This window comes from Pseudorhodoferax sp. LjRoot39, from assembly GCF_964253035.1.
Lineage (GTDB): Bacteria > Pseudomonadota > Gammaproteobacteria > Burkholderiales > Burkholderiaceae_C > Pseudorhodoferax.
The window spans coordinates 7008528-7024984 of sequence record NZ_CAXUQL020000001.1 but is presented as its reverse complement, the minus strand read 5'-3'; the positions used below and the strand labels follow the sequence as shown (position 1 = coordinate 7024984).

The following is a 16457-nucleotide window of genomic DNA, read 5'->3' as shown; positions in this document are numbered from 1 at the left end:
TCCGGTGTGGGGTGGCGCGGCATGCTAGCGCGGCTTAGCCGGGTGCGGACGATCCGCGCACCACCAGCTGTCCCTCAAGCAACACCCGCCGCGCCGGGCCGGTGTGGCCCTGCAGGCGCTCGATCAGGCAGTGCGCCGCGCCCTCGCCGATGGCGTCGGTCGGCTGGGCGATGCAGGTCAGGCCCGGCCCGATCAGCGAGGCCCAATCCGGATCGTCGAAGCCCGCAAAGCCCAGCTCGCTGCCGAACTGCCAGCCCAGCTGGCGCACGGCATGGGCCACACGCAGCGTGACCACCGCATTGCCGGCCACCACGGCCGGGCGGCGCTTCCTGCCGGCGCGCTGGCGCAGGGCGACCAGGGCGGCCACCAGTGCGGCTTCGTCGCCCTCGGCGCTTTCGAACACGGTGCCTGCCATGGGGGCGTGCAGGCAGCTGCCGAAGGCCGCCGTGCGCTCGCGCCGCGTGCTGACACCGGCCACGGGCTCGGTCACGTAGAGCAGCTCCTGCCAGTTGCCGGCCTGCAGGTGGCCGCACAGCTGGGCCATGGCGCCCGCGTTGTCCAGGGCCACGAAGTCGGTCTGCATGCCGGCAAGGCGCCGGTCGATCAGCACCACGGGCTTGCCCTGGGCGGCCACGGCGTCGGGCACGCTGTGGCCGCGGCCCAGCGTGTTGAGGATGAAGCCGTCGACCTGGTAGCCAGCCAGCGCCTCGATGGCCTCGCGCTCGCGGCCCGGCTCGTTGCCCAGGTTGAACAGCATGACCAGGTAGCCGGCCTCGCGGCAGGCGCGCTCGGCCCCACGCAGCACGGCCACGGAGTAGGGGTTGGCGATGTCCGCCACGACCAGGCCGATCAGGCGCGAGCGGCCGCGGCTCAGCGCCTGGGCCACGGGGCTGGGCGCGTAGCCGAGCTGGTCGATGGCGGCCTGCACGCGGGCGGCGATGTCCGGGCTCAGCAGGCGCTCCCGGTGGTTGAAGAAGCGCGAGACCGTGGCTTTGGAGACGCCGGCGGTGGCTGCCACGTCGGAGATCGTGGGCCGGGCGGTGGTCACGTGCCGGCGGTGTCGTAGGCCGCCGTGGCCTGCTCGCCGGCCAGCACCTGCAGCAGGTTGGTCACGGCCAGCGCAGCCATGGCATGGCGCGTCTCGGCCGTGGCCGAGCCGATGTGCGGCAAGGGCGTCACGCGCGGGTGCGTGCGCAGCGGCGAGTCGGCCGGCAGCGGCTCCTTGGCGAACACGTCCAGGCCAGCCGCGCGCAGCGGGCCGTGGTCCAGCGCGTGCAGCAGTGCGGCTTCGTCGACGGTGGCGCCACGGCCGCCGTTGACGAAGATGCTGCCGGGCTTCATCTGCGCGAACAGCTCGGCGTTGAGCATGCCGCGCGTGGTGTCCGACAGCGGCAGCATGGCGACCACGAAGTCGGCGCGCGGCAGCAGTTCGGCCAGCGGCGTGTGCCGGGCCTTGCCCACCAGTTCGGGCGCTTGCGCGGCCAGGTCGACCGGCCGGCGCGCGTGGTAGAGCACCTCCATGCCGAAGCCCAGCGCGGCGCGGCGCGCGATGGCCTGGCCGATGCGGCCAAAGCCCAGCAGGCCCAGGGTCTTGTGGTGCACGTCCCAGCCGTACAGCGCCTCGCCCACGCTCTTGGCCCAGCGCCCTTCGCGCACCAGGTTGGCCAGTTCGACCATGCGCCGGCTGGTGGCCATGAGCAGGCCGAACACGGTGTCGGCCACGGTCTCGTCGAGCACGCCGGGTGTGTGGCACAGCGTGATGCCGCGCTGGTGCAAGGCGGCCAGCGGGTAGTTGTCCACGCCGACCGAGACACTGGAGACCACGCGCAGGCGCGGGGCCTGGTCCAGCAGCGCGGGGGTGATTGGGTAGCTGGCGCCGATCAGGCCTTCGGCCTGCGGCAGAGCGGCCGCGAAGACGGCGGGGTCGGCCTTGGGGTTGGTGACGGTGACCTGGTGCACGGCCTGCAGGCGCGCGAGCTGGTCGGGCGGCAGTGCGCCGAAGACGACGACGTTCACAGTGCGGCCTCCTCGAGTTGCACGCGCGTGGGCAGGCCTTCCGTGTCGCCGATCACCTGCACGCAGCGCGCGCCGATCCACGATCCGCGGCGCACTGCCTCGGGCACGCTCAGACCTTCCAGCAGCGCGCTGACCACGCCGGCCGCGAATCCGTCGCCCGCGCCCACGGTGTCGACGACCTTCTCTACCGCAAAGCCCGGCACGCGGCCGGTGCCAGCCACGTCGCTGTCGTAGTAGGCGCCCTCGGCACCGAGCTTGACGACGACCAGCTTGGCGCCCTGCGCACGGTAGAACGCGGCGACCTTTTCAGGTGCGGTCTCGCCGGTCAGGATCTCGCCTTCCTCGATGCCGGGCAGCACCCAGTCGGCACGCGCGGCGAGGCCGTTGATGGCCGCGACCATGGCCTCACGGCTCCCCCACAGCGTGGGCCGCAGGTTGGTGTCGAACGAAATCGTGCGGCCGGCGGCGCGCGCAATCTCCATGCTGCGGATGGCGGTGGGCAGCGTGGTGGCCGAGATGGCCGGGAACACGCCCGTGGCATGCAGGTGGCGCGCGCTGCGCAGCCAGGCCTCGTCGATGTCGCTGGGCGCCATCTGGCTCGCGGCCGAGCCCTTGCGGTGGTATTCGACCGGCGGGTCGCTGCCGTCGGTCACGCGGCCCTTGAACTGGAAGCCCGTCTTTTGCGTCGCGTCGCAGACCACGTGGCCGCAGTCGATGCCTTCGGCCTGCATGCTGCGCAGCAGGTAGCGGCCCATGCTGTCGGTGCCCAGGCGGCTGGCCCAGCCGACCTGGAAGCCCAGGCGCGCCAGGCCGATGGCGAAATTGGTCTCGGCACCGGCCGTGCGTTTGAGAAAACCGGTGCAGTCCTCCAGCGGACCGGGCTGGTCGGCCACCAGCAGCATCATGGCTTCGCCGAAGACGGCGACGTCGAAGGTGGGTGCGTCGTTCATAGGATCTGTCCCAGGAATTGCCGGGTCTTCTCGTGCTGTGGGTTCTCGAAGAACTGCTGTGGTGCGGCCTGCTCGATGATCTTGCCCTCGGCCATGAAGATCACGCGGTCGGCCACGCTGCGCGCGAAGCCCATCTCGTGCGTGACGCACAGCATGGTCATGCCGTCTTCGGCCAGCGTGATCATGGTGTCCAGCACTTCCTTGACCATCTCCGGGTCCAGCGCCGAGGTGGGCTCGTCGAACAGCATGATCTTGGGCGCCATGCACAGCGCACGGGCGATCGCCACGCGCTGCTGCTGGCCGCCCGACAGCTGGGCCGGGTACTTCTTCGCCTGCTCGGGAATGCGCACGCGCGTGAGGTACTGCATGGCCACCTCTTCGGCCTGCTGCTGCGTCATGCCGCGCGAGCGCATGGGCGCCAGCGTGCAGTTCTCCAGGATGGTCAGGTGCGGGAACAGGTTGAACTGCTGGAACACCATGCCGACCTCGGCCCGCACGCGGTCCACGTTCTTGCCGCCGGCCGTGAGTTCGATGCCGTCCACCGTGATGGTGCCCTGCTGCACGGTCTCTAGGCGGTTGATGCAGCGGATCAGCGTGGACTTGCCCGAGCCCGAGGGGCCGCAGACCACGATGCGCTCGCCCGCGCGCACCGACAGGTCGATGCCGGTCAGCACCTGGAACTGGCCGTACCACTTGTTGACGCCGGCCATCTCGATGATGGGGGGGCCGAGGGTGTGTTGCTGTGGAGTGTTCACGTTGGCTGGTCTGGTTTTTTAAAGGCGAGGGGCGGATGCGTGGTGCGAGGGCCGAGGTCGCCGGGTGGCCTTCTCCGCGAATGTCCCCCGGCCTGGCGGCCTCCTCCTTTATTTCGCTGGGAAGGCCACCCGACACCCTCGGCCTTGGAAACGTCGCGTCGAACGGGTGATGCGACGCGACGTTGGTAGACCGTGTCGATGGTGTGCTCCACGCAGCGAAATAAAGGAGGAGCCCTGGGCCGCCTGCGGCCCTGGGCGGGGGACATTCGCGGAGTGGAGTACACCGTCGGCGCGGTCCCGCACCACCCCAGCCAGCTCAAAGCGCCGGAAAGTCCGTCCCCAGCCACTTCTGGTAGAGCTTGTTCAACTCGCCGTTCTTCTTGTTGCGCTCGACGAACTCGTCCAGCGTCTTCTTGAGCTCGGCCTGGCCCGGCCGCATGGCCACGCCCATGACCTGCTGGCGCAGGTTGAACTTGTTCTCGTAGGTGCCGGCCGGCGCGCGCTTGGCGATCTGCGCGGCCACCGTGGTCGAGCAGCCGATGGCGTCGACCTGGCCCGACATCAGCGCCTGCATGGCCGAGGCGTCGTCGTCGAAGCGGCGGATCTCCGTGCCCTCGGGCGCGATGGCCGTGAGCGCCACGTCCTGCGTGCTGGCGCGGGCCACGCCCACGCGCTTGCCCTTGAGGTCGGCGGCTTCCTTCAGTTGTACCTTGGTCGCGCCGTACAGCACGATGGTGGCGGCCGCGTAGGGCGTGGAGAAGTCGACCTGCTTGGCGCGCTCGGGCGTGACTGCCAGCGAAGCCACCAGCACGTCGACCTTGTTGGTCAGGAGGAAGGGGATGCGGTTGGGGCCGGTGACGGGCACGATGTTGGCCTTCACGCCCAGGTCCTTGGCCAGCAGCTTGGCGACGTCGGCGTCGTAGCCATCGGGCTGGTTCTGCGCGTTGGTGGTGCCGTAGGGCGGGAAGTCCACCAGCATGCCGATGGTGATCTCGCCCTTTTTCTTGAGGTCGGCCACGGTCTGGGCCATGGCGGGAATGGCGAAGGTGGCGGTCGTGGCGGCCAGGGTCAGCGCCAGGGTGGCGCGGCGGGTCATGCTCATGCGGGTCTCCTTGGGGTGGAACGGGAACGGGGTCAGCGGGCCAGTGCCGCGGCGCGGCGCTTTTCCATGCGCGCGGCCAGCAGCGAGAGCGGCCAGCAGATCACGAAGTAGACGGCGGCCACGGTGGTGAACACGTGCAGCGGCTGGAAGGTGGCGTTGTTGATGATCTGGCCCGCGCGCGTGACCTCGGCGAAGCCGATGATGGCCGCCAGCGAGGTGCCCTTGATCACCTGCACCAGGTAGCCCACGGTGGGCGGCAGCGCGATCTTGAAGGCCTGCGGCAGGATCACGAAGCGCATGCGGTCCACGTACGAGAGGTTCAGTGCCAGCGCCGCCTCGCGCTGGCCGCCCGGCACAGCCTGGATGCAGCCGCGCCAGATCTCGGCCAGGAAGGCCGCCGTGTTCAGCGTGAGCGCGATGCCGGCCGCCACCCAGGGGTTGATGTCCAGCCCCAGCACCGGGAAGCCGAAGAAGATCAGGAACAGCTGCAGCAGCAACGGCGTGCCCTGGAAGATCTGGATGAAACCGGTCGCCAGGAACTGCGCGCCGCGGTGCTCCGCGGTGCGCGCCAGCGCGACCAGCAGGCCCAGGACGACACCGCCGACGAAGGCAATCGCCGAGAGCGCCAGCGTCCACTTCGCCGCCTCGACGATGAACAGGAATTCGGACCAGCCGAAGGTACGCATACCGGCTTACCTCTTGTCCGGGTAGTTGAGAAACTGGCGGTGCACGAGCTTGAACAGCCCGGAGAACAGCAGGGCCAGCCCCAGGTAGATGGCGGTCACCACGATGTAGATCTCGAAGCTGCGGAAGGTCTGCGACTGCAGCGTGGCCGCCACCGAGGTCAGGTCGTCCGCCGAGATCACCGAGACCACGGCCGAGGTCAGCATGAGCAGGATGAACTGGCTGGTCAGCGCGGGGTAGATGGCCTTGAGCGCGGGCTTGAGGATCACGAAGCGGAAGATCTCCCAGCCCTTGAGGTTGAGCGCGCGGCCGGCCTCGATCTGCCCTTTGGGAATGGACTCGATGCCGGCGCGGATGATCTCGGTGGCGTAGGCGCCCAGGTTGACCACCATGGCCGTCAGCGCGGCCTGGTAGGGCGACCAGCGCAGCCCGAACACGGGCAGCGCGAAAAAGAAGAAGAACAGTTGCACCAGGAAGGGCGTGTTGCGGATCAGCTCGATGTAGGCCTGGATCAGCACCCGCAGCCAGGCCGGCCCGCTGGTCTTTCCCCAGGCGCCGAGCACAGCGACGACGAGGCCCAGCACCGTGGCCGTGAGCGAGAGCTGCACGGTGATCCAGGTGCCCTTGAGCAGCAGCGGCCAGGCGGCAAAGACGGCGTCGAACTGGAATTGGTAGTGCACGCGCCGGATTTTGAAACCGGTTTCAGTCCGTGGCGATGAGGGTTTACACGGAGATTGCCGAGCCGCCGACTTCGACCCGGTTGCGGCCGTTGGCCTTGGCGGCATAGAGCGCGGCGTCGGCGCGCGCGATCACGGTCTCCACGGAGTTGTCGACCGCAGACCATTGCGCCAGGCCGATGCTGACGGTGAAGGCGGGCAGGGCCTGGTCGTCGACCTGTACCGCTTGCGTGAGCAGGCGCTGGCCGGCCTGCAGTGCTTCGCCCAGCGTCGTCTCCGGCATCACGATGACGAACTCCTCGCCGCCATAGCGGGCCACCACGTCGTTGGGGCGCACCAGGGCCGACATGCGGCGGCACAGGTGCACGAGCACGCGGTCGCCCACGGGATGGCCGTGGCTGTCGTTGATCTTCTTGAAGTGGTCCACGTCCAGCATGGCCACGCTGAAGGGCAGGCCCGTGCGTGCGCTGCTGGCGCGCTCGCGTTCCAGGCTGTCCATCAGGGCCTGGCGGTTCAGGCCGCCCGTCAGTGGGTCGTGGATGGCCTGGTCCTCGATGCGTGCGCGCACATGGTCGGAGGCGGTGGTGGCGTAGCCGATCACGAGCATGAGGTTGCAGATCGTGAAGCTGCCCGTGTAGACGATCTGCACCACGCCCTGCGTGAGCAGGCCGGTGCTGCCCTGCGCAAACCAGGCCGCGTGCAGCGCGCGGATGCCGTAGACGGCGGCCAGGATCAGCAGCCAGGTGATGGTCAGGGAAACGCCGATGGAACGGCCGAAGCGCTCGACCCGCGGGTTGCGCAGCAGCACCACCGCATGGTGGGCGCTCAGGTAGGCGCACAGGCCGGCCACGACCACGGTGCGGACGCGAAAGCTCGGCTCGACGAAGATGAACCAGCTCACCAGGGCGGTGGCGACTGCCCAGACCAGCAGCCAGGGTGTCCAGCGGATGCGCTGGCCCAGGTGCCGGTGCGTGCCGGCCAGCCAGGCGATGTAGGCCAGCATCAGCGCGCCGTTGCCCAGCGTGACCGTGGCCAGGTTGGAGGTCCAGTCCCGCAGTCCCAGCAACACCATCGCACTGAAGATCAGCCAGCCGCCTGCGACCCAGGTCCGCAGCCCCGGCACAGGCAGCGGCGTGGCGCGTGCCAGCAAGGTCAGCACGAGGGCCATCAGGCCACTCGTGATGCCGCCGATCAGGATCGTGGTGCGCGGATCCAGCGCGTAGGTGGACATGGCATCAATCGAGTCGGAATGCCGCCACCGCGTGGCGCAACCGCTCGGCCTGGTCGTGCAGGCTCTGCGCGGCGGCCGTGCTCTGCTCGACCAGCGCGGCGTTCTGCTGGGTCATCTGGTCGAGCTGCGTGACGGTGGAGTTGACCTCGGCGATCTCCTGGCTCTGGCTGCGCGCGGCCGTGCTGATTTCGCCGACGATGTCGCTCACGCGCTGCACGCTCTGCACGATGTCCTGCATGGTGGCGCCCGTGGTCTGCACCAGCGTGCTGCCCGCGCCGACCCGCTCCACGCTGCTGCCGATGAGTTCCTTGATCTCCCGGGCGGCCTGGCTGCTGCGCTGCGCCAGGCTGCGCACCTCGCTGGCGACCACGGCGAAGCCGCGGCCCTGCTCGCCGGCCCGGGCCGCCTCCACCGCGGCGTTCAGGGCCAGGATGTTGGTCTGGAACGCGATGCCGTCGATCACGCCGATGATGTCCGCGATGCGGCTGCTGCTGTGCTGGATCTGGTCCATGGTGGACACCAGTTCGCCCACCACGCTGCCGCCGCGCTGCGCCACCGCCGCGGCGCTGCCGGCCAGCTGGTTGGCGTGCTGCGCGGAATCGGCCGACTGGCGCACCGCAGCCGTCAGCGTGTCGATGCTCGATGCGGAGGCCTGCAGGTTGCCCGCGGTCTGTTCGGTGCGGTGGCTCAGGTCCTGGTTGCCGCTGGCGATCTCCGAGCTCGCGGTGCTGATGTGGTCGGCGCTGGCGCGGATCTCGCGCAGCATGTGCTGCAGCTTGTCCACGAAGCCGTTGAAACCTGCCGCGATGCCGGCCAGTTCGCGCGCGCCGCGCGCAGGCAGGCGCCGCGTGAGGTCGCCTTCGCCCGAACTGACGTCCACCATGGCCTGCTGCAGCGCGCGCAGCGGCCGCAGGCTGGCCGCCAGCACGGTGCCGATCACGAGCACCGCCACGATGGCGATGGCCACGCTGCTGATGGAGGACATCCAGACCATGCGCACCATCGCGGCCAAGGCTTCGCCGCGGTCCAGCGCCACGGCCAGGATCCAGGGCGTGCCGGGCACCTGCGCCAACTGCACCAGGCGGTGCTGGCCGGCGATGTCCAGTGCCTCCAGGTTGCCGGCCGCCAGCAGGCTCGCCACGCGTTCGGCCGTCAGCTGGGGCGCGATGTCGGTCGCCGGCTTGCCGATCAGTTTCAGGTCCTCGTGCACCACCAGCCGACCCTGGGCATCGAGCACGAAGCCGCGCGTGTTGGGCATGGGCCGGATCGAGGCCACGTTGGCGATCACGCTGTCCATGAACACGTCGCCGGCAACGACGGCGGTGATCTGGCCGCCCGCGCGCACGGCCATGGCCACGGTCAGCACGGCCTTGTTGGTGCCCAGGTCCAGGTAGGGCTGGGTGATGATGGGTGCGTCGCTGGCCGCCGCCTGCAGGTACCAGGGGCGCACGGTCGGGTCGTAGCCGGCGGGCAGCGGTTCGTCGCGCGAGAACAGGGCGCGCTTGTCGGGGAAGGCGACGTAGGCGATGTCCAGCCGGGCGGCGACCGCGGCCTGCCGCAGCCCGAGCATGGGGTCGGTGGTGTTGGGCAGGGGCTCCATCGCGTGCATGACCTGCAGGCGGTTGTCCACCCACAGGGCAATGCTCTCGGCGTGCGCGCGCGCAACGGCCCGTGCGCTCGATTCCAAGGTACGCAAGGCGTTGCTGCGTGCGATCCAGATGTTGGCGCCCGCCTGCACGCCCAGGCCCAGCAGCACCAGCGCACCGGTGTACAGCATCAAGCGCGTCCGCAACGTCATTGCCTGCTTTGCCATGTCGCTCCCCAAGGGTTGGTCTGAAAGCCTGTGCTCTCACCATGGCGTCTGCCTTGCCTGCCGTTCGGAAGCCCTGTGCAGGTGCGTGCACAGTCGAGGCGGATGCGCTGCGTGCATCGTCTTGGTTTACAACAAATAAGTCTTGAAACGGCGGGATTCGGTGCGTCTGGTTCGTTCACACATTCACCAGACTAGGTTTGCTTGTGCACCGTGCGCGGGGCGCGGATTCCGTCTGTCGCCCCAGCGCTGCGGATCGTCAGCCGGCAGGTGCGTGGCGCCCGGCTGCCAGGCCCACCCGGCTTCGGTGCCCGGTATGCGCACCTGTTCGGCAAAGAGCGGAATTCGGTGTCGTACGAAGATCCAGACCGCGTTCACACGCAGGGGGTCGGCGCGGCACCTCGGGCTTGGCCCGCGCCTGACCAGTGGCCATGCAGCCGACCGGCTGCGCTACAGCCGCCTGGGCACCTTGTCGGCCTTGTGCTCCACCGGGTTTGCCGTGAGCCATTGGGCCGCGTACTGCCGCATGAACGCGTGGGCCTTGTCGATGGGCGCGTTCAACCAGGCGTCGTACGAACCTTCGTTGAGGATCACCGGCATGCGTTTCTCGCTGCCCTGCGGCTGGTAGCGGCGCAGCAGCGCGTGGTTGTCGGCGTTGACGGTGAGCAGGGCGTAGCTGGTGAGGGTGTCGCCGTCGGGCCCGGTCCACAGCGCCCACAGGCCGGCGACGCCCATGGGCTGTCCGTCGACGCGGCTGATGCGGGTGGGGACGGCCTTGCCGCTGCGCCAGTCGTCTTCGAAGAACGCCGCCATCGGCACGATGCAGTGCTGGCCCTGCAGCCAGGCGTCGCGGAAGGCCTGGGCGGTGGCAGCAGTCTCTGCACGCGCGTTGACGAGCTTGGTGGCGCGCAGCTTGCCGTCGGACGCCGACTTGACCCAGTGCGGCACCAGGCCCCACTGTGCAGGCACCAGCGCGCGCGTCGGAGCGGGGGCGCTTGCGCCATCGGCGACCGCAGCCACTGGTGGGGATTCCGAGCGGATGCACAGGCCCGGCTTGCGCGGCCACATGTCGCGCAGGCCGGGCGCCTCGGGCGGCGGGACCGCGAAGGCGTCCTGGTAGTCCTGCGCCAGCGGCAGGGATTCGTAGTGTGTGCTCATGCGCGATGGTATCGGCCCCATCGCGCCACCACGGTCTGGGCTGCGGGCCCCAGGCGGGGTTACTCCGCCTTCGCCCCCGATACGCGAACCTGCTCGGCCGCCGCCGGCATCTGCGCGACGACGAACTTCCAGAACGCGTCCACGCCCATGGGCTGGACCGGCAGCGAGCCCTGGTCGAGGAACTGCTTCTGCACCTCGGGGTTGCGCAGGGCCGTGGCCAGCGCCGCGTTGAGCTTGTCCAGCGCCGCGCGCGGCGTGCCGGCCGGGGCGACCAGGCCATACCACGAGTCGGTGGTGAAGCCCTTGACGCCGGCCTCCTCGAAGGTCGGCACGTCGGGCAGCGCGGGCAGGCGCTGGCGCGCGGCCACGGCCAGCGGGCGCAGCTTGCCCGAACGGATGAAGGACATCGCGCCCGTGGTCAGCACGAAGTCCACGCGGCCTGCCATCAGGTCGGTCATGGCCGGGGCCGTGCCCTTGAACGGGATGTGCGTGACGTCCACGCCGGCGATGCGCTTGAAGTTGGCACCCGCCAGGTGCTGGCTGGAGCCGACGCCGCCCGAGCCGTAGTTGAGCTTGCCGGGCTCGGCCTTGGCCGCCTTCAGCAGGTCGGCGACCGAGCGGAACGGCGAGTTGGTCGGCACCAGCAGCACGCTGGGCGAGGTGGTGATCATGCCGACCGGCGCGAAGTCCTTGATCGGGTCGTGGTTCAGCTTGGCATACAGGGCAGAGTTCAGGCCGTGCGAGGTGGCCGTGGCCAGCATGATGGTGCTGCCGTCAGGCTTGGCACGGGCCGCGGCATCGCTGCCGATGTTGCCGCCCGCGCCGCCGCGGTTGTCGACCACGATGGACTGGCCCAGGGCCTCGGCCATGCGCACCGCCGTGAGCCGCGCCACGTTGTCGGAGGGGCCGCCGGCCGGCCAGCCCACGATCATGGTGATGGGGCCGGGTGGCAGTGCGCCCTGGGCGGTGGCGACCAGGGGCAGGGCGAGGGCGAGGGCCGTGAAGCCGCGGCGGGTGAGGGTGTGCATGGTGTTGGCTGAAGAGCGGAGGGAATTCAAGGCTTGTCCTGCCAGGGCATCTCGCCCCAGAGCTTGCGGAAGCCCGCTTCGGTGCGTTCGAGTTCGGCCGCGTAGGCCGTGGGCGCCAGGTAGCGCAGCGGCGCGTACATGGCCTCGGCCTGCTGCTTGAAGGCCGGGTCGGCGGCGATGGCGGCCACGGCGTCGACCAGCTTCTTGCGCACCGCCTCGGGCAGGCCTTTGGGCGCGGCCAGGCCGCGCAGCGAGGCCAGTTCGATGTCGATGCCCTGCTCCTTGAAGGTCGGCACCTGCGGCGCCAGCGAGGTGCGCGCGGCCGACATCTGGCCCAGCAGCCGGATGGGCGTGCCGCCCTTCTGGTAGGCCAGCACCTCGCCGACGTTGATGGCGCCGATGACGATCTGCTGGCCCGTGGCGGCGGCCCGCACCTCGCCTGCGCCCTTGTAGGGCACGTGGGTCAGCTTGGTACCGGTGGCCTTCTCGAACAGCAGCATGGCCAGGTGGTCGTCCGAGCCGGTGCCGGTGGTGCCCACGGTCACGGCGCCGGGGTTGGCCTTGGCATAGGCCGCGAGGCCGGCCAGCGTGGTGATGGCGTTGCTGTTGTGGATGGCGAAGCCGCCCGGGTCGTCCACCAGGTTGCCCAGCAGGTCGTATTGGCTCCAGTGGAAGGAACTCTTGCGCTCGACCGGTATGGTCAGCACGTTGGGCGTGTTGATGAAGCCGATGGTGTAGCCGTCAGGCTTGGCGCGCGCGAGTTCGCCGAAACCGATGCCGCCGCCTGCGCCCGGGCGGTTCAGCACCACCACGCTGCCGCCGATCTGCTTCTCCAGGTGGCGGGCCAGCAGGCGTGCCACGAGATCAGTGCCGCCGCCGGGGCCGTAGGCCACGATCAGCTCGATGGGCTTGGCGGGGTAGGTGGCGTCGGGCTGCGCGGCCGCCGGGCCCGCGAGGGCGATGGCGGTGAGGCCGGCGCACAGCGCGCGGCGTGTCCAGTGCTTGTTCATCTCATGTCTCCGTTGTGGTGCCCGGAATGGGCTGTGCGAATCAGTGGCCATCAGTGGCGGATTGCGGCGGCGATGCGTGCGCTGGCCTGTGGCCAGACCTCGGGGTTGACCAGGCGCGCGGGCCGCTGGCCGTCGGCCAGCAGCTTGACGATCTGGGTCGCGGCCAGGGTGGCGTTGTTGCGGCGCGCCTCGTGCGTCACGCCGGCCGTGTGGAAGGTGGCGACCACGTTGGGCAGCTGCAGCAGCGGGTGGTCGGCCGGCGGCGGCTCCTGGTCCCAGACGTCGAGCCCGGCGCCGCCCAGGTGGCGGCTGGCCAGCGCCGCGTGCAGTGCGGCCTCGTCGTGGATGCCGCCGCGCGCGGTGCTCACGAAGATGCTGCCGGGCTGCATCGCGGCGAAGGCTGCGGCGTCCACAAGGCCCAGCGTGCTGGCGTCACGCGGGCAGTGCAGCGAGACGATGTCGGCGCGGCGCAGCAGTTCGTCCAGCGCCACCGCCTCGGCACCGCGCGCGGCCATCTGGGCCGCATCGAGGGCCGGGTCGACGCCCAGCACCTGCATGCCGAAGGCGCGGCCCAGCGCAGCGACGCGGCTGCCGGCCTCGCCCACGCCGACCAGGCCCAGTGTGCGGCCGCGCAGCTCGTGGCCCATCAGGTCTTCGCGGCTGAAGCCGCGGGCCTTGCCGCGCAGCATGGCATTCGATTCGGGGATGCGGCGCAGCACCGCCAGCATCAGTCCCAGCGCCATCTCGGCCACCGAGTCGGCATTGCCGCCGGCCTGGTTCATGACCATGACACCGGCGCGCGTGCAGGCGTCGATGTCGATGGTGTCGCAGCCCGAGCCGCTGGACGAGACCGCCAGCAGCTGCGGGCAGCGCGCCAGCAACTCGGCCGTGACGAACCAATGGCGCGGCAGCTCGTCCTTGGCAGCGGTGATCTGCAGCACCTGGGCGTGGGCCAGCGCGCTCCAGGCGGCATCGTCCGCGCCTTCCATGGCGCAGGTCTGGAGCAGCACGCCGGGGGCTTCGCCGACGATGCGGTCGAAGGCCGGGTCCAGCCAGTAGTTGAAGCGGACGACGCGGCTCATGCGGCGCCCTTCTCGCGCAGCGTGCGCAGCACCCAGCTGCGGTCTGCCCGGCCTTCGGCGATTGCCTGCAGCGCATCGGCCTCGACGCGCTGGATCGCCTCCACGCGCGCCGCAATGTCCTCGGCCTCCTCGGGCGCCACGGCCAGCAACCCGTCGCCGTCGCCGACCACGATGTCGCCGGGCCGCACCACCATGCCGTCGATGCTGACGGGCACGTGCAGCTCCCCGGGGCCGTCCTTGTACGGGCCGCGGTGAGAGACGCCGCGCGCATAGACCGGCAGGCTGTGCTGGGCGATGGTGTCGCTGTCGCGGATCAGCCCGTCGATGACGATGCCGGCCGCGCCGCGCGCGATCAAGAGCGCCAGCATGATCTCGCCGATGATGGCGTTGGGGCCGACGCCGCCCGCGTCCACCACCAGCACGTCGCCCGGCGCGCAGGTGTCGATGGCGTGGTGCACCATCAGGTTGTCGCCCGGGCGGGTGCGCACCGTCAGCGCGCGGCCGGCAAACGCGCCGTCGCGCTTGTGGAATGGCCTGAGCGCCGAGGTGCCGGTGGTGCGGCTCATGGCGTCGCTGACGTTGGCGACCTGGAAGCCGCGGTAGCGCGCCAGCAGCGCGTCGCTGACCGCCGGTGCCGGCCGCGGATGGATGTGAAAGCCCTGGATCTTGCTCATGGGTGTGTCTCCGTTGGAGGGAAGTAGTCGGCCGCGCTGGCCACGGGCCGGATGCAGGCCGGCGTGATCTGGTCCAGCCGGGTCAGCCCCAGCATGGCCATGTCGCGCGAGATCTCCTCGCGCAGCAGGCCGATGGCATGGGCCACGCCGGCCAGCCCGGCGACCGCCGCCGCATAGTTGAAGGGCCGGCCCACGAACACGCAGCGCGCGCCCAGCGCCAGCGCCTTGACGGCGTCGGTGCCGCGGCGCACGCCGCTGTCCAGCATCACGGGCAGGCCGGGCACGGCGCGCACGATGGCGGGCAGCACGCGCAACGGCGCCACCGCACCGTCGAGCTGGCGGCCGCCGTGGTTGGAGACGATCAGGCCGTCGGCGCCGTGGTCGCGGGCGATGGCGGCATCCTCCGGCGTCAGGATGCCCTTGACCACCAGCTGGCCCGGCCAGCGTTGGCGGATGGCGGCCAGGTGCGGCCAGGCCAGATGGGCGCGGTCGGAGAAATCGCGCAGCACGTTGGCCGACAGGATGGGCGCGCCGCGCGTGGCGTAGTTGTTCTCGAAGTGCGGCATGCCGTGGCGCAGCAGCGTCTTGAGGAAGGTTCCCAGCAGCCAGCGCGGGTGGCTGATGCCCTGCCAGGCCAGCGACAGGCTGGGCTTGAGCGGCGTGGAGAAGCCCGCGCGCACGTTGTTCTCGCGGTTGGCCGCGACGGGCGTGTCCACCGTGATCACCAGCGTCTGCACGCCGGCGGCCTGCACGCGGTCCAGCAGGCCGTCGATCTGCGCCTGCTCGCCCGGCAGGTAGGCCTGGAACCAGGTGTGCGGCGCAGCGGCCATCACCTCCTCCAGCCGGATCAGCGACGAGCCGCTCATGATGGCCGGCACATTGGCCTGCTGCGCGGCCTGGGCCAGCACCACGTCGCCGCGGTAGGCCGACAGCGCCGAGATGCCCATGGGCGCCAGCCCGATGGGCGCGGCGTAGCGGTGGCCGAACAGCGCGAACCCGAGGTCGCGCTGGGCCACGCCGGCCAGCACGCGCGGGCGCAAGGCCAGATCGGCGAAGGCGCGGCGGTTCTCGGCGAGCGCGTGGTTGTCTTCCACGGCGCCGCTGATGTAGGCGTGGATGGGCCGCGGCAGGTGGCGCCGGGCCAGTGGCTCGAAGTCGTCCAGGGACAGCACCTGGCGGCAGGCCCGGGGCAAGGGAGAGGAGGGAGCGGGCATGGGGCGGCCATGGTGCCCAGGGTCATGTTCAAAGAAAAGCGAAAAAAATCGGCACTGTCATTTCGCTTTTTGGAAAATCAGGCCATGACGCTCAAGCAACTCGAAGCCTTCTACTGGGCCGCCACCTGCCTCAACTTTTCGGTCGCGGCCGAGAGGGTGCACTTGTCGGTGTCCTCGCTGTCCAAGCGCATCGCCGAGCTGGAGGCCTCGCTGGGCACGCAGCTGTTCGACCGCAGCGGCCGCGCGGCCGAACTCACGCCCCAGGGCGAGCAACTGCTGCCGCGCGTGCGCGCGCTGCTGCACGATGCCGCGCAGCTGCAACAGTCGACGGGCCGCAGCGTGGGCCTGCAGGGGCGCTGCCGCATCGGCTTCGGCGAACTGAGTGGCCTGACCTGGCTGCCCAAACTCGTGCAGAAGGTGGCCGAGCTGCACCCGGCCCTGCAGCTGGAGCCGCATGCGGACATCGGCCAGGTGCTGGAGCAGCGCATCGTCGATGGCGAGCTGGACTGCGTGGTGATCGCCGGCCCCTCGTCGCGCAGCAGCCTGGCCTTCGAGCAGGTCGCGCAGGTGCGTTTCGTCTGGGTTGCCAGTGCCGCCTTCCTCGCGCGCGCCGGCACCGACCAGCCGCAACGCCTGGTGCGCGAGCAGTTGCTGATCGCACTGCCCGTGGGCTCGGGCGCCACACGCACGCTGGACGAATGGCTGGGCCGCCAGGGCCTGGGCGTGGAGCGCCGGCTCAGCTGCAACAGCTGGGGGGCCGTGGTCGGCATGGTGGCCGAGGGCCTGGGCTTCACCTACATGCCGCAGGGCTGGGCCGAGGCGCTGCAGGCGCGCGGCGCGCTGCGCATCCTGTCGGGCGGTGGCGCGCTGGTGCCGCTGACCTACACCGTGCAATGGCGGCGCGACGATGCGCGGCCGCTGATCGCCGAGATGCGCGAGATCATCCGCAGCGTGATCGACTTCCCGGCGCCGCGCTGCCTGGTCTGACTTTGGCCTGAAATTGTCCTAACTTGGGTCTTGTGAAGCCAAAGCCGGGGCCCTAGCATGCGCCGCATCGCCTAGAACA

Annotated in this window: 16 protein-coding genes; 1 reads left to right on the top strand and 15 read right to left on the bottom strand. The window is 70.3% G+C overall.

Annotation, left to right across the window (positions count from 1 at the left end; translation table 11 throughout):
- Window positions 1–34 precede the first annotated feature (34 nt).
- The 15 genes from ACSQ4M_RS32815 to ACSQ4M_RS32745 form a co-directional block, all read right to left on the bottom strand.
- The gene (locus tag ACSQ4M_RS32815) at window positions 35–1048 is read right to left on the bottom strand and encodes a LacI family DNA-binding transcriptional regulator (protein ID WP_436193534.1); all 1014 of its coding nucleotides are present in this window, start codon (window positions 1046–1048) and stop codon (window positions 35–37) included.
- Window positions 1045–2016 carry a 2-hydroxyacid dehydrogenase gene (locus ACSQ4M_RS32810; RefSeq protein WP_436193533.1) on the bottom strand — a complete coding sequence of 324 codons (972 nt, stop codon included), beginning with the start codon at window positions 2014–2016 and terminating at the stop codon, window positions 1045–1047. Before ACSQ4M_RS32810 ends, ACSQ4M_RS32815 begins: the two co-directional genes overlap by 4 nt.
- Window positions 2013–2966 (bottom strand): sugar kinase, encoded by a 954-nt coding sequence (locus tag ACSQ4M_RS32805; protein ID WP_436193532.1) that lies wholly within the window; start codon window positions 2964–2966, stop codon window positions 2013–2015. The genes ACSQ4M_RS32810 and ACSQ4M_RS32805 overlap by 4 nt, the downstream gene beginning before the upstream one ends.
- On the bottom strand, window positions 2963–3676 hold the full coding sequence (locus ACSQ4M_RS32800; RefSeq protein ID WP_436194110.1) for an amino acid ABC transporter ATP-binding protein: 714 nt from the start codon (window positions 3674–3676) through the stop codon (window positions 2963–2965). The genes ACSQ4M_RS32805 and ACSQ4M_RS32800 overlap by 4 nt, the downstream gene beginning before the upstream one ends.
- A 361-nt stretch (window positions 3677–4037) precedes the next feature.
- Window positions 4038–4823 (bottom strand): transporter substrate-binding domain-containing protein, encoded by a 786-nt coding sequence (locus tag ACSQ4M_RS32795; RefSeq protein WP_436193531.1) that lies wholly within the window; start codon window positions 4821–4823, stop codon window positions 4038–4040.
- A 32-nt stretch (window positions 4824–4855) separates the two neighbouring features.
- A complete protein-coding gene (locus ACSQ4M_RS32790; protein ID WP_436193530.1) occupies window positions 4856–5509 on the bottom strand; it encodes an amino acid ABC transporter permease in 654 nt (217 codons plus the stop codon).
- 6 nt (window positions 5510–5515) lie between these two features.
- Window positions 5516–6187 carry an amino acid ABC transporter permease gene (locus ACSQ4M_RS32785; protein WP_436193529.1) on the bottom strand — a complete coding sequence of 224 codons (672 nt, stop codon included), beginning with the start codon at window positions 6185–6187 and terminating at the stop codon, window positions 5516–5518.
- A gap of 43 nt (window positions 6188–6230) precedes the next feature.
- A complete protein-coding gene (locus ACSQ4M_RS32780) occupies window positions 6231–7415 on the bottom strand; it encodes a GGDEF domain-containing protein (protein WP_436193528.1) in 1185 nt (394 codons plus the stop codon).
- Between the two features lie 4 nt (window positions 7416–7419).
- Window positions 7420–9228, bottom strand: coding sequence for a methyl-accepting chemotaxis protein (locus tag ACSQ4M_RS32775; RefSeq protein WP_436193527.1), 1809 nt, complete (start codon window positions 9226–9228; stop codon window positions 7420–7422).
- A gap of 447 nt (window positions 9229–9675) precedes the next feature.
- Window positions 9676–10383 (bottom strand): SOS response-associated peptidase, encoded by a 708-nt coding sequence (locus tag ACSQ4M_RS32770; RefSeq protein WP_436193526.1) that lies wholly within the window; start codon window positions 10381–10383, stop codon window positions 9676–9678.
- Between the two features lie 59 nt (window positions 10384–10442).
- Entirely contained in the window at window positions 10443–11411 is a 969-nt protein-coding gene (locus ACSQ4M_RS32765) for a Bug family tripartite tricarboxylate transporter substrate binding protein (protein WP_436193525.1), read from the bottom strand.
- A 26-nt stretch (window positions 11412–11437) separates the two neighbouring features.
- Complete coding sequence (locus ACSQ4M_RS32760; RefSeq protein ID WP_436193524.1) at window positions 11438–12421, bottom strand: tripartite tricarboxylate transporter substrate binding protein; 984 nt, start codon at window positions 12419–12421, stop codon at window positions 11438–11440.
- Between the two features lie 50 nt (window positions 12422–12471).
- The gene (locus tag ACSQ4M_RS32755; RefSeq protein WP_436193523.1) at window positions 12472–13503 is read right to left on the bottom strand and encodes a hydroxyacid dehydrogenase; all 1032 of its coding nucleotides are present in this window, start codon (window positions 13501–13503) and stop codon (window positions 12472–12474) included.
- Complete coding sequence (locus ACSQ4M_RS32750) at window positions 13500–14177, bottom strand: RraA family protein (RefSeq protein ID WP_436193522.1); 678 nt, start codon at window positions 14175–14177, stop codon at window positions 13500–13502. Before ACSQ4M_RS32750 ends, ACSQ4M_RS32755 begins: the two co-directional genes overlap by 4 nt.
- The gene (locus tag ACSQ4M_RS32745; RefSeq protein WP_436193521.1) at window positions 14174–15391 is read right to left on the bottom strand and encodes an alpha-hydroxy acid oxidase; all 1218 of its coding nucleotides are present in this window, start codon (window positions 15389–15391) and stop codon (window positions 14174–14176) included. The genes ACSQ4M_RS32750 and ACSQ4M_RS32745 overlap by 4 nt, the downstream gene beginning before the upstream one ends.
- Window positions 15392–15475: 84 nt before the next feature.
- Between ACSQ4M_RS32745 and ACSQ4M_RS32740 the strand changes: the two genes are divergently transcribed.
- Window positions 15476–16378, top strand: a complete 903-nt coding sequence (locus ACSQ4M_RS32740) for a LysR family transcriptional regulator (protein ID WP_436193520.1) — start codon at window positions 15476–15478, stop codon at window positions 16376–16378.
- The last annotated feature ends 79 nt before the right edge of the window (window positions 16379–16457 follow it).